The 12400-nt window shown below is 67.0% G+C and carries 11 protein-coding genes and 1 riboswitch; of the genes, 7 read left to right on the top strand and 4 right to left on the bottom strand.

Annotated features, from left to right (window positions below; genetic code table 11):
• Positions 1 to 57: 57 nt before the first annotated feature.
• The 7 genes from V3B48_RS08180 to pnuC all read left to right on the top strand — a co-directional run bounded on the left by V3B48_RS08180 (position 58) and on the right by pnuC (position 8809).
• Positions 58 to 696, top strand: coding sequence for a response regulator transcription factor (locus tag V3B48_RS08180; RefSeq protein WP_032130138.1), 639 nt, complete (start codon positions 58 to 60; stop codon positions 694 to 696).
• A 378-nt stretch (positions 697 to 1074) separates the two neighbouring features.
• Positions 1075 to 1845 (top strand): hypothetical protein, encoded by a 771-nt coding sequence (locus V3B48_RS08175; protein ID WP_049398613.1) that lies wholly within the window; start codon positions 1075 to 1077, stop codon positions 1843 to 1845.
• 111 nt (positions 1846 to 1956) lie between these two features.
• Positions 1957 to 3948 (top strand): peptidoglycan-binding protein, encoded by a 1992-nt coding sequence (locus tag V3B48_RS08170; RefSeq protein ID WP_329893506.1) that lies wholly within the window; start codon positions 1957 to 1959, stop codon positions 3946 to 3948.
• Positions 3949 to 4194: 246 nt separating this feature from the next.
• Entirely contained in the window at positions 4195 to 4578 is a 384-nt protein-coding gene (locus V3B48_RS08165; protein ID WP_329893505.1) for a glycine zipper 2TM domain-containing protein, read from the top strand.
• Between the two features lie 129 nt (positions 4579 to 4707).
• On the top strand, positions 4708 to 5832 hold the full coding sequence (locus V3B48_RS08160) for a phosphotransferase (RefSeq protein WP_329893504.1): 1125 nt from the start codon (positions 4708 to 4710) through the stop codon (positions 5830 to 5832).
• Positions 5833 to 5875: 43 nt separating this feature from the next.
• Positions 5876 to 5971, top strand: a riboswitch (TPP riboswitch).
• A 70-nt stretch (positions 5972 to 6041) separates the two neighbouring features.
• Complete coding sequence (locus tag V3B48_RS08155; protein ID WP_329893503.1) at positions 6042 to 8231, top strand: TonB-dependent siderophore receptor; 2190 nt, start codon at positions 6042 to 6044, stop codon at positions 8229 to 8231.
• 8 nt (positions 8232 to 8239) lie between these two features.
• On the top strand, positions 8240 to 8809 hold the full coding sequence (pnuC, locus tag V3B48_RS08150) for a nicotinamide riboside transporter PnuC (RefSeq protein ID WP_285302922.1): 570 nt from the start codon (positions 8240 to 8242) through the stop codon (positions 8807 to 8809).
• 767 nt (positions 8810 to 9576) lie between these two features.
• On the opposite strand, the gene V3B48_RS08145 is transcribed toward pnuC, so the two are convergent.
• From V3B48_RS08145 to V3B48_RS08130, 4 genes are all read right to left on the bottom strand, one after another.
• A complete protein-coding gene (locus tag V3B48_RS08145; RefSeq protein ID WP_285302923.1) occupies positions 9577 to 9993 on the bottom strand; it encodes a hypothetical protein in 417 nt (138 codons plus the stop codon).
• 84 nt (positions 9994 to 10077) lie between these two features.
• Complete coding sequence (locus V3B48_RS08140; RefSeq protein ID WP_049423112.1) at positions 10078 to 11052, bottom strand: Dyp-type peroxidase; 975 nt, start codon at positions 11050 to 11052, stop codon at positions 10078 to 10080.
• 123 nt (positions 11053 to 11175) lie between these two features.
• Complete coding sequence (locus V3B48_RS08135) at positions 11176 to 11541, bottom strand: VOC family protein (RefSeq protein ID WP_329893502.1); 366 nt, start codon at positions 11539 to 11541, stop codon at positions 11176 to 11178.
• A 68-nt stretch (positions 11542 to 11609) separates the two neighbouring features.
• On the bottom strand, positions 11610 to 12377 hold the full coding sequence (locus V3B48_RS08130) for a helix-turn-helix domain-containing protein (RefSeq protein WP_329893501.1): 768 nt from the start codon (positions 12375 to 12377) through the stop codon (positions 11610 to 11612).
• Between the last annotated feature and the right edge of the window lie 23 nt (positions 12378 to 12400).

Genomic DNA, 12400 nt, shown 5'->3' with positions numbered 1-12400 from the left:
AATCTGCCAGGAACCGCGATGGTCGCGGTCCGGCGTGCCCGGTGGCCATACTAGAGCATGAGCTTGCGCATCATCATCGCAGACGACCACCCGGTGGTCCGTATCGGTACCCGTGCCGTCATCGAATCGAGCGGGGTGGGCCGCGTGGTCGGCGAAGCCGACAGCGCGCAGGCGCTGATGGCCCTGCTCGGCAGCCAGCCCTGTGACCTGCTGGTCACCGACTACTCCATGCCGGGCAGTCCCCAGGCCGACGGCTTCGCCATGATCGGCATGATCCGCCGCCGTCATCCCGACCTGCCGGTGCTGATGCTCAGTGTCTCCAACAACCTGGCGATCCTGCGCATGGTGCTCGACAGCGGCGTGCTCGGCCTGGTCGACAAGAGTTCGTCGATGGACGAACTGCCACAGGCCATCCAGGCGGTCTACCGGGGCCAGCCCTACATCAGCCGCAGCCTGCGCGAGCGGGTCGAGGCCGCTGGCAGCTGGCGCATGCGCGAGGGCGACGGCAAGCCCCTGTCGCCACGCGAGGTGGAGGTGCTGCGGCTGCTGGGCACCGGCATGACCGTGAAGGAAATCTCGCTGCAGCTGCACAAGAGCGTCAGTACCATCAGCCGGCAGAAGGGTGACGCCATGCTCAAACTGGGCCTCAAGGGCGACGCCGAGCTGTTCGATTACCTGCGCGACGGCAAGATCTGAGAGCCAGATCACACAAGAAGGGCAGCTGCCACCGCCCTCTTTGACCGGCCGCCGATCTGTGCCAAGATGGTCCGGCATGAGTTCTCAATGCGAGGTCGAAGGAATCGACCGGCTCATGTCCTCGCTCCCGTTCCTGGTGGACGTGGCGCGGTTTCCTGCCGGCCGTCTGGCCCGGCAACGCTGACCATGGAGAGGCGCATGCATCATCCCCCCAAGCTATGTTGGACCCTGCCGTTGCGGCCTCTGCGCGCATTCGCGGCGTGCCTGCTCGTCTCTCTTTCCGCTGCCGCCTGCAGCGCCGCCGATCCGGCCCCCTCGTCCTCCCAGCCCGGCGCCCCTGCGCAGGCTGCCAATGCGCCCCGACAGGATGTTGCCCCGATGCAGACCCCCACCCCCGATGCCGCCGCCACCCCGCCCGACGCGCCGACCGTGATGTATTTCACCTACCAGGTGGACGGCGATGGCGCGACCTCCTATGAGGTCCAGAACGGCAGCGTGGCGACCTTCTGGTTCGGCCACACCTTCACTCTCGATGGCACCACGTACTACACGGGTTTCTCCTGGGATACCCGCGAGCACTACGGCAAGCCGGGCGAGCAGACGCCGGCCGGTCCGGATGACCGCGCCAACCTTGCCGAGGCCACCTTCGTGCTGGCCGGCACCGACGCCAGGAAGCCATGGAAGTTCCGTGGCCAGGAATGGACCATCGGCGCACTGGGCGCGTACGACAAGGCCGACGATGTCGATACCCGGCGCAAGCCGCTTGAACATCGCACGGCCGATGGTCGCCTGCTGCTGGCGGTGCCGACCAGCAGCTTCGACCGCGGCATCAGCAGCACCGGCTATGCGCTGCTGCTGTTCAACCCCAGGCGCAGCGAAGACGACGTGGACAGCAAGGTCTGGCGCTATGTCGGTTCAGTGCGCACGGGTGAGGACAACAGTGCCGCCTGCGACGACGGCAACGTGATGCCCTGCACCGACAGCGATGGCGAACTGGCCTTCGCTGCCGACGGCAACGGCCTGCCGCGACTGACCGTGACCTTCAAGGGCACCACCATCGAAGGCCCCGGCAAGACCCGCGCACTGGGTGCCGGCGACGCCGTGCACTACACCTTCGACAGCGCGACCCAGCAGTACGTCGCGCCTTGATAGCACCCGCCACGCGCGGGTTCCCTGTTGACCGACATGTTCTTGACTCACGGATGAGTCCGGTTGGCGATTCGCGGCACGCGCCGCTCCATCAACCCCGAGGAAAACGTCATGGCACAGCATGACTACAGCAGAAAGGAAGTCCTGGACATCGTCGAGCAGGTCGCCAGGCAGAAGGGCATCCCCGTGGATGACTTCATGCGCTTCGCGCACATCGAGACCGGTGGCACCTTCAACGAGCGCGCCCATAACACCTCATCCGGCGCCAAGGGCCTGTTCCAGTTCGTGCCCGGCTCCGCGCGCCAGTACCACCTGACCGGCCACGAGTTCGACCCCACCCGCAACACCGAAGCGGCCGCACAGATGTACCAGGACAACCTGGACTCGATGGCGCGCCGCAACGAGCGCACCGGCAACCCGTACCTGTCCGGGGGCAACACGCCCACCGGACTGGACCTGTACCTGGCCCACCAGCAGGGCAGCGCCGGCTACGGCTCGGTGCAGACTGCCATTGCCACCGGCACCTTCGGTGTGGTCCGCAACAGCCACGGCGACGAGATCAACATGCGCCGCAACGTGCTGAACCAGATCGGCTCCGACGCGAAGGCGCTGACCGGCCACACCCTGGCCGAGATGCGCGGGATGAACGACGGCGACCTGGCGCGGACGTTCTCCAGCTATTACATCCACAAGTACGCGGCGATCAGCATTCCGGAAAAGAACATCGAACCGCGGGCGGTAGCGCAGGGCCAGGGCCAGACCCCGGCAGCGTCTGCGCAGGCCAGCGCAGCCGTGGCGGCGGGTGCAGCCACGCTGGCGGCAACCGCAACGGCAGCTGCCACACCGAAGCCAGGCATTGAACTGCAGGCCGCCTACGAGGCCGGCGTGAAGTACGACGACGTCAAGTACGCCATCAACATTCCGGGCCACGCACTGTACGTACCGGGCAAGACCGGCAAGAACGTGGAGCAGGGTTACATCGACTGTTCCGGCTGGGTCGGCACGCTGCAGAACCGGACCATGGACGAGATCAACCAGAAGGCCGGGCACGCGGTGTTCAGCAAGGCTGATCGCATCGACCTGGGCAACCTCGGTTCCGGTGGGATCGTGCGCAAGGCGTTCGACCAGTCCGGCGTGCTGCTGGACCGCGACGCGATCCTGAAGCCCGATGCGCTGAAGGAAGGCATGATCATCGGCCTGGATACGGCCAGGACCCGCCATGAGCACTGGAACGGCATCGACCACATCGTGATGGTGGTGCGCGACCCCAACACCGACAAGCTGCTGATCAGCCAGTCCACCGGCAGCAAGGGCGTGCACACCATGCCGGTCGAGGACTACCTCAAGCAGGTGAAGGACCACCCGAACTGGAAGCTGTACGCCTCCGATCCGCTGTCCAAGGCGCGCGACCTGCTGGAAAACCGCACCCAGTCGCACGAGCAGAGCCAGGGCAAGCCTGCGCCCGAGCACAAGGCCGCTGCCACGCCGCACGCCGAACTGTACAAGCAGGGCGCGCACAGCGAGGGCGTGCGCAAGGTGCAGGAGCAGCTGGGCCACCTGGGCTACGTCGGCGCCGACGGCAAGCCGCTGGTCGAAGATGGCCGCTTCGGCCGCAACACCGACACGGCAGTGCGCCAGCTGCAGAAGGACAACGGCCTGGTGGTCGACGGCATTGTCGGGGCGAAGACCCTGGAGGCAATCAAGGACGCACGCGAACGGCCGTTGCTGAACGACGAGCGGCACCCGCGCAATCCGTTGTTCATCCAGGCCAGCAAGGGTCTGGAACTGCTGCCGGCCGGGACCTTCAAGGACCGCCACACGCTGGAAAGCGCTGCTGCGGCTTTGACCAAGGAGGCGCATGCCGCCGGCCTGCAGCGCATCGACTCGGTGGTGCCCAGCCCGAACGGTGAGCGCCTGTTCGCCGTGCAGGGCACCATCGGCGACCCGGCCGCCAGCCGCGTGGCGGTGGAGACCCGTGCCGCCAGCGAGCAGAGCCTGGCGCTCAGCAGCGGTGCCGTGCAGGGCGCGCCGAACGTGCTGCATCAGCAGCAGGACGCCCAGCAGGAGCAGGCCCGGCAGGCCCAGAAGGCGATGGGCGTCTAGGCCCGCGGCGCCTTGGGAGAGAAGGGAGGGCCACGTTCGCGTGGCCCTTTCCCTTTCTGCCAGCTGAGCGGCCGAGGCCGCTTTCAGCCTTGCTTCATGCCGCCTGCCGCTAGATGAATGCGCAAGCCGCACGGTGGACCAGGCAATGTTCCGGCAATGTTGGAACGCCAGCGTGGACATCACGGCAGCCGGGGCGCCCCGCGCCCTCCCTGCCCAGCGTGGCATGCACCTCACAGGAGAACGAACATGCTCAGTACTTCCGCACTCAGCTTCCGTGGTCTGGCGATGACCCTGGCCCTGCTGGCCGGCGTCGCCGTGGTCAGCGATGCCAGCGCGATGTCGAGGAAGGACAAGCGCACCCTGGTCGGCGCCGTGGTCGGTGGCGTGGCCGGCAACCTGCTCTCCAACGGTGATCCTGCTGCCACTGTCGGCGGTGCCGTGGCCGGCGGCGCGATCGGCAACCTGACCACCTCCGACCGCCGCGACCGTCGTTACTACGACAATCGCCGTTACGACCGTGGCTACTACCGCAGCGGCTACTACGACCGCGGTGACGACCGTCGCTGGCAGCGCGAGCGCTACTACGACAACCGCTACTACCACGACCGCGGTCGCCATCGCGGCTGGTAATCCGGCGCGGCGGTACCGCCGATGACGATGTGACGACGGGCGGGTCGATGACCCGCCCGTTTGCGTTGCGGGCGGCCATGGCGTTGAATGCGCACCCTTGGATGTGACTTTCCCCATTGGGGCTGCGGCATGACTTCTTCTTCCCACCGGGTGCAGGGCCTCAACAACGACGAGGTCGCTGCCGACTGGCCGCCGATCAGCACCGCAGACCTCGCGTGGCTGCGCCAGCGCTTTCCGCAGCTGGATGCGGGCAGCCAGCCGCACTGGCACAGTCCTCGACCGTTGTCTGCCGCCGCCATCGTCAATGGCACGCGCGGACCGGTGTTCATCAAGCGCCACCACCACAGCGTGCGCAGCGCCGCCTGCCTGGAAGAAGAACACCACTTCATCGCCCATCTCGCTGCCGCCGGCGTACCGGTGGTGCAGGTGCTTGCGGCAGCCGATGGCCACACCGCAGTCGAGCACGGCGAATGGACCTTCGAGCTGCATGCCGTGGGCGTGGGCGAGGACCTGTACCGCGATGCCGTGTCGTGGTCGTTGCTGACCGATGTCGCGCAGGCCCGCGAAGCCGGCCGCATGCTGGCCCGGCTGCACCGTGCCGCCGCCAGCTATCACGCGCCACAGCGCAGTACCCATCTGCTGGTCGCGCGCGACGATCTGATCCGCGCCGACGATCCCATCGCCGCGATCAAAGCCGAACTGCCCACACGACCGGGGCTGGCCCGCTATCTCGCGCGCATTCCGTGGGAAGCACAGCTGCAGCGCGACGTGCTGCCTTGGCACACGGGCCTGGCCGAGCGCCTGCGCGACGAGCCACGGCTGTGGGCGCACAACGACTGGCATGTCTCCAACCTGCTGTGGCGCGACGGGCAGGTCAGCACCGTGCTGGATTTCGGCCTGGCTTCGCCCACCAGCGCACTGTTCGACCTCGCCACCGCGATCGAGCGCAACGCAGTGGCGTGGCTGGAACTGCAGCGCGGCATGGAGGCGGTGCGCATCGACATCGCACTGGCGTTGCTCGACGGCTACCGCGAGGTGCTGCCGCTGTCGGCGGCACGCGTGCAGCTGCTGGCCGACCTGCTGCCGATGGTCCATTTCGACTTCGCACTGTCCGAAGTGGAGTACTTCGAAGGCATCACTGGCTCCACCGCAAACGCGGATGTGGCGTGGCAGCCGTTCATGCTGGGGCATCCGGCGTGGTTCCACAGCGCGCCGGGACAGGCACTGCTGCAGGCGTTGCACGCGGCAGCCTGAAGGGCACCGGCTCGCAAATCCGTACCATTTGTAGTGAAATGGTCACCTGAAGCGGGGGTGCCTGGATCTGCCAGGCTGAGAGAGTCCCTTGGAACCTGATCCGGTTTGCACCGGCGTAGGGAGCTTTGAGCCGCAGCCACACCCCCGTCATGGGCCGGTGCACCTGCGCGCCGTCGCTTCGTCTCCCTTGTTGTCCGAAGACGAACCGAATGAACCGCTGCCTGCGCCCCACCCTGCTCTCCCTCGCCCTCTGCGCCGCCTTGCCGCTGCATGCCAGCGAGGCCGCCGCTGCCACCGATGCGGCTGCCACCGGCGCCGAGCGCTCGCCCACCGAACTGGCGGCAGTGCGCGTGCAGGCCGGCAAACCCAAGGCCGATACCTCACGCGTGAACGCCTTCGGTGGTGGGTCCTGGAAGGACACCCCGGCCTCGGTGAACGTGCTCGAGCGCGACTACCTCGACCGCCGCCAGGTGCGTTCGCTGTCCGAGCTGGCCAGCAACGATGCCTCGCTGGGTGATGCGTATGCGCCGGTGGGCTACTACCAGAACGTCGCCATCCGCGGCTTTGCGCTGGATGCCGCCACCGGCTACCGCTTCAACGGCCTGTCCATCGCCGGCGAACAGCGCCTGGCGCTGGAGAACGTGCAGTCGGTTGAGATCCTCAAGGGTGAAGCCGGCCTGGCCGCGGGTGTGATGGCGCCCGGCGGGATCATCAACTACATCGGCAAGCGCCCGGCCGAAGTGCGCACCGCCACGCTCGGTACCGACTCGGAAGGCTCGCGCTACGTCGCCGTCGATGTCGGCCACTGGATCACCCCGCGTTTCGGCCTGCGCCTGAATGCCGCATGGGATTCCAGCAATTCCTACGTCGAGCACGCCGATGGCCGTCGCAACTTCTACTCGCTGGCCGCCGACTGGCTGATTGGCGAACGCGGCAAGCTGGAAGTGGATGCCAACTACCAGACCAGCTCGCAGCGTTCGGTGTCCGGCTACCAGCTGCTGGGCGCGCGTGAGCTGCCGCACGGCGTGGATCGCGAATTCCTGCTCGGCTACCAGCCCTGGCAGCGCCCGGTGGATATCGCCAGCACCAACATCACCGCGTTGCACACCTACGACTTCAACGATGCCTGGCAGTCGCGCGTCTCGGTCGGCCACAGCCGCTCGGTGATCGATGACAACGTCGCCTTCGCCTACGGCTGCTACTACGCCACGCAGTGTGCCGATGGCAGCGTGCCGGGCAACTACTTCGCTCCCAATGGCGACTACGACGTCTATGACTACCGCAGCCCGGACGACACCCGCCGCAACCAGCAGGCCCGTGCCGAGCTGCGCGGCCGCTTCGAGACCGGCAGCGTCGGCCATGAGTTGACCATCGGTGCCGACTACTTCCGCCGCACGGTAGACAAGCGCCCGAGCGTCAACGAGTACGTCGGCACCAGCAACATCCACGACGCGCAGGTGCCGGTGTTCGCGCCGTCGCCGAAGATGCCAGGGCCGTCCGCACGACGCCTGGACAGCCGCCAGACCGCGTTCTTCGCGCTGGACCGGATGAGCTTCGGTGATGACTGGCAGTGGCTGGCCGGCGGCCGCTTCGTGCGCCTGGACGAGCGTGCCTACGACAAGCGTGGCACCCCGCAGCGGCACAGCCGCCTGTCGCGTTTCCTGCCGCAGACCGCCGTGGTGTGGAAGGCCACCGATCAGCTCAACGCCTATGCCAGCTACGTGCGCGGCATCTCGCTGGGCCAGGAAGCGCCGTTCTGGACCAGCAACGCCGACACCTTCCTGCCGTCGGTGCAGTCGCGGCAGCTGGAAGTGGGCGTGAAGTACGTGCCGGTCGAGGCGCTGACGCTGGGCGCAGCCGTGTTCCGCATTTCGCAGCCGTACCAGTACGCCAGGCCGGACAACAGCAACGTCGGCTACACCTTCGTCGAGGAAGGCACGCAGACCCACACCGGCCTGGAGTTGACCGCCAATGGCCAGCTGACCGATGCGCTGCAGATCGTGGCCAGCGCCAGCATGCTGCAGGCACGAGCGCGCGACACCGGCACGCCGGCCTATGAAGGCCATCAGCTGGTGAACGTGCCGAAGGTGCGCGCCAGCGTGCACGTGGCCTACGCGCTGCCGTTCGTGCAGGGCCTGGATGTGACCGGTGGCTGGCGCTATGCAGGCGCCAACGTCGCCCGCGCCGATGGTGGTGTGCGCGCACCGGACTACTCGGTGTTCGATGCCGGCCTGCGCTTCCAGCATCGCCTGCACGAACGTGCGGTGACCTGGAACCTGTCGGTGGACAACGTGTTCAACCGCTTCTACTGGCGCGACACCGGCAGCAGCGGCGGTGACTACTACCTGTTCCCCGGCGCACCGCGACAGGCCCGCCTGTCGGTGACGTTCGCGCTGTGAGCGGCGTCATGCTCGAGTGGACCGCCGCGCTGTGCAGCATCCTCGGCGTCTGGCTGATGGCCAAGCGCCGGCTGGTGGCGTGGCCGGTCGGCCTGCTGTCGGTGACGCTGTACGGGCTGGTCTTCGCCGAGGCCAAGCTGTACTCGGACACCCTGCTGCAGGTCGCCTTCGGTGGCTTCCTGGTCTACGGCTGGCTCAACTGGCGGCAGCACGCCGCCGACGAGGGCAGCGTCCGCATCGTGCCACTGGCGCGCGGCAAGCTGCTGCGCGACCTGGCCATCGGCCTGTGCGGCGGCGTGGCGCTGGGTGCGGCCATGCACACCTTCACCGATGCCGCGCTGCCGTGGCTGGACGCGATGCTGACCGCGCTGAGCCTGGTCGGCCAGTGGTGGCAGGCGCGCCGCCACGTGGCCTGCTGGTGGGTGTGGATCGCGGTGGACGTGGTCTACGTGGGTGCCTACCTGTTCAAGTCGCTGCACGTGACCGCCGCGCTGTACGTGTTCTTCCTCGGCCTGGCCGTGTTCGGCCTGCGCGCATGGAGCACGGCAGCCCGTGAACCACAGGTAGCAACGCAGTAGCGCCACGCCATGCGTGGCCGGGGCTTACCGGTAGTCGCCAACCTTGGTTGGCGCACACCTGCCGACCAAGGTCGGCATCTACCCAACACATCCACGCAGGGCCTGAATCTACTGCACCCGCAAGATCAGTAGCGCCACGCCATGCGTGGCTTGGGGCTACTGGTAGTCGCCAACCTTGGTTGGCGCACGCCTGCCGACCAAGGTCGGCATCTACCCAACACATCCACGCAGGCCCTGAATCTACTGCACCCGCAAGATCAGTAGAGCCACGCCATGCGTGGCTTGGGGCTACCGGTAGTCGCCAACCTTGGTTGGCGCACGCCTGCCGACCAAGGTCGGCATCTACCCAACACATCCACGCAGGGCCTGAATCTACTGCACCTGCAAGATCAGTAGCGCCACGCCATGCGTGGCTTGGGGCTACCGGTAGTCGCCAACCTTGGTTGGCGCACGCCTGCCGACCAAGGTCGGCATCTACCCAACACATCCACGCAGGCCCTGAATCTACTGCACCCGCAAGATCAGTAGCGCCACGCCATGCGTGGCTTGGGGCTACCGGTAGTCGCCAACCTTGGTTGGCGCACGCCTGCCGACCAAGGTCGGCATCTATCCAACACATCCACGCAGGGCCTGAATCTACTGCACCCGCAAGATCAGTAGAGCCACGCCATGCGTGGCCTGGGGCTACCGGTAGTCGCCAACTTGGTTGGCGCACGCCTGCCGACCAAGGTCGGCATCTACCAGGCCCATCCACGCATGGCGTGGATCTACTGGGTAAGCAGCAGGCCCAGCCGCAGCGGCTGGCGCATGTCGGCCGGTGGCGCGGCCTGCACCGGCGCGGACTGCAATGTCGCGCGCAGGTCGGCGTCGATCTGGGCGTCGCCCAGGCTGTCGAATTCGAGTTTCGAAATGCGGCCATCCGCCGCGATCCACACGCTCACCGGCAACGGCGTCGGCGTATCCGGGTGTGCCTGCATCCATTCCAGCACGCGCTGCGCCTGCGGGTCCTGCTCCTGCTGCAGGCGCTGCTGCAGCTGGCCACCCACGGCGGCGGCATAGGCCATCCAGTGTGCGGGAGCCTCCTGCGCGGAAACGCTGGCACTACCAAGTGCGAGCGCACCGAACAGCGCGGCCAACAGCCGCCACCAGCGGCGTGCGCCGGTTGTGTTCCTTGCCATCGCCATCGCCCGCCCCTGCGCTCTCATCCAACGGCTGATGGTCGGCGCGTTGGATGACAGGCAGATGGCGGTCGGCACTGCCCGGCGCGATCAATCGCCCAGATCGGCCAGCACCTTGCGCGAGGGCGCGAAGAAGGTCACGCCGGTGGTGGCTGTGGAGAAGTCGAGGATGCGGTCATGCAGCGGCGCAGGATTGCCGATGAACATGCGCTCGAGCATCTTCTCGATCACCCACAGGCGGCGCGTGTAGCCGATGAAGTAGGTGCCGTATTCGCCACGGCCCGGGTTGGCGAACGGCATGTTGTCACGCAGGATCTCGTGCTCGCCGTCGGCGTCCTCGATGGTGCACAGGGTCTTGTGCGATTTCTGTGCATCGGCCGGTGCATCGTCCAGCTCGATGTTGTCGTGCTTGGTGCGGCCGATGATCGCTTCCTGCGCCTCGGTCTTCTGCGCGCGCCAGGCATCAAGATTGTGCAGGTACTTCTGCACCACGACGTAGCTGCCACCGGCATGCTCCGGATCTTCATCGCCCACGATGGTGGCTTCCGGCAACGACAGCCCTTCCGGATTGGCGGTGCCGTCGACGAAGTCGAGCAGGTCACGTCCATCGAAATAACGGAAGCCGGCCACATCATCGACCGTTTCCACCGCATCGCCGAACGCCATCAGCAGGTTGCGCTCGAATGCCACGATCAGGTCCATGGTGCGCGCACGGATGTGGTACAGCAGGTCACCCGGCGTGGACACCGCGGTGTGGGTCGCGCCCTTGATCTCGCGGAACGGCTTCAGTTCACGCGGCGGCGTGGTGCCCACCAACGGCTGCCACACGCGGTGACCAATGGCCACATTGCAGGTGAAGGTGCGCTCGATTTCACGGATGGCAGTGTTCTTGATCAGGTCGTCGGTGCTGGCCAGTACCTCGCGCGCCTTGGCGATCGACGCCTCGTCATCCTTCACTTTCAGCACCAGGAACGCCGCCGAATGGGTGAGCGGCGCGGTGATCTGCTGCGGCTCGTTGTCGAGCGTGTGGTTGAGGGCGGTGATCGGTGCGGGCTGGGAGTTCACGGCGGTTCCTGCTGGCTTGAGGCGGGCGCATCGCGTGTGGCGATGTGCGGGCGATCATAGCGGAACCGCCTGACCGGGGACGGAGCGGTTCTCGTTCCGTCCACCGGCGAAGGTACGAAGACCTCAATCCACATCACTCCAGACCGCCAGCTCGTAGCCATCCAGATCGCGGAAGTGGAAGCGGCGGCCACCGGGGAAGGCGAATACCGCCTGCACCACCTCGCCACCGGCGGCAATCACGCGCTGCTGGGCGTCGGCAAGGTCCGCGCAGTAGAGAATCACCAGTGGGCCGCCCTGCGCACGTACCGGTGTGTCGGACACGAAGCCACCTTTCAGGCGACCGTCGTCGAACTCGGTATAGGCGGGGCCGTAGTCGGTGAAGCACCACCCGAATACCTCGCCGTAGAAGCGTTTGCTGCGGGCGATGTCGGCGACGTTGAACTCGATGTTGTCGATGCGGCGTTCGGCATCGGGGATGGCGTGGCTCATGGCGGACTCCGTGGTTGGAGTCCGCAGCATCGATCAGCGTGGCCTGCCGGTCTTGAACGAAACGGCCATCATTGCCCCCACTCCCCGCGAAGTTCGCGGGCGGTCATGCCGGCCAGTTCGCGGGCCTCGCGGCTGAGATGGGCCTGGTCGGCGTAGCCGGTATCGGTGGCCAGCATCGCCAACGAATGCTGCGGCAACCCACGGCTGTGGCGCAGGAAGCGTTGCAGGCGCAGGATCCGCTCCAGCGTCTTGGCGCCGTAGCCGAACTGCGACTGGCTGAAACGGCGCAGGCTGCGCGGGCTCAGGTTCAAGCCTGCCGCCAGCTCGTCCAGCGTAGCTTGGCCACGGCCAAGCGCGTGGAACAACACATGAGCCCGTTGCGCCTGCACGTCGAGGGCCGCCGCGCCCATGTGCTGTTGCAGGCACTGCGCCATCCGCTGCAATCGTTGAGCCGGCGCGGTATCGCCAATGGAAGCAGCGGCTGCTGTGGCCCATCCGCCCTTCAGATCGGCCAACGGCACCGCCTGTCCAATGATGCCGGCCAGTGGCAGTCCCAGCGCGGCCAACGCCTGGCCGGGACGAAAGCGCGCACCCAGCACCTGTGCACCGGGTGCCAGTGCCGGATGTGCAGCCACCCGATCCGGGCCGACCACGAACAGCGCGCCGTCGCGCCAGAGGATATCCACGCAGCCATCGGGCAATACGGTGATGTGCCCATCGGCATCGGCAGGGAGCTGGCTCTGCCACAGCTGGCCGAAGTGGCCACGCAGCGGCGCAGGCGCCAGATGCTCCTGGTAGGCCATGCCAGTACCTGCGAGGGAGGAAGGGTCGCCCATGCCGCATTGTGGCGCCACAGGGC

Origin of the sequence: Stenotrophomonas sp. SMYL20, assembly GCF_036320045.1 — a bacterium.
In the GTDB taxonomy this organism is placed as follows: domain Bacteria; phylum Pseudomonadota; class Gammaproteobacteria; order Xanthomonadales; family Xanthomonadaceae; genus Stenotrophomonas; species Stenotrophomonas maltophilia_A.
The sequence above is the reverse complement of the archived record's forward strand: the minus strand, read 5'-3'. Positions and strand labels throughout refer to the sequence as shown.

Excerpts from the sequence above, each read along its gene's own strand:
- V3B48_RS08155 (WP_329893503.1), top strand. The coding sequence starts at position 6,042 with ATGAACCGCTGCCTGCGCCCCACCCTGCTCTCCCTCGCCCTCTGCGCC.
- V3B48_RS08165 (WP_329893505.1), top strand. The coding sequence starts at position 4,195 with ATGCTCAGTACTTCCGCACTCAGCTTCCGTGGTCTGGCGATGACCCTG.
- pnuC (WP_285302922.1), top strand. The coding sequence starts at position 8,240 with ATGCTCGAGTGGACCGCCGCGCTGTGCAGCATCCTCGGCGTCTGGCTG.
- V3B48_RS08135 (WP_329893502.1), bottom strand. The coding sequence starts at position 11,541 with ATGAGCCACGCCATCCCCGATGCCGAACGCCGCATCGACAACATCGAG.
- V3B48_RS08175 (WP_049398613.1), top strand. The coding sequence starts at position 1,075 with ATGCAGACCCCCACCCCCGATGCCGCCGCCACCCCGCCCGACGCGCCG.
- V3B48_RS08180 (WP_032130138.1), top strand. The coding sequence starts at position 58 with ATGAGCTTGCGCATCATCATCGCAGACGACCACCCGGTGGTCCGTATC.
- V3B48_RS08160 (WP_329893504.1), top strand. The coding sequence starts at position 4,708 with ATGACTTCTTCTTCCCACCGGGTGCAGGGCCTCAACAACGACGAGGTC.
- V3B48_RS08170 (WP_329893506.1), top strand. The coding sequence starts at position 1,957 with ATGGCACAGCATGACTACAGCAGAAAGGAAGTCCTGGACATCGTCGAG.
- V3B48_RS08130 (WP_329893501.1), bottom strand. The coding sequence starts at position 12,377 with ATGGGCGACCCTTCCTCCCTCGCAGGTACTGGCATGGCCTACCAGGAG.
- V3B48_RS08145 (WP_285302923.1), bottom strand. The coding sequence starts at position 9,993 with ATGGCGATGGCAAGGAACACAACCGGCGCACGCCGCTGGTGGCGGCTG.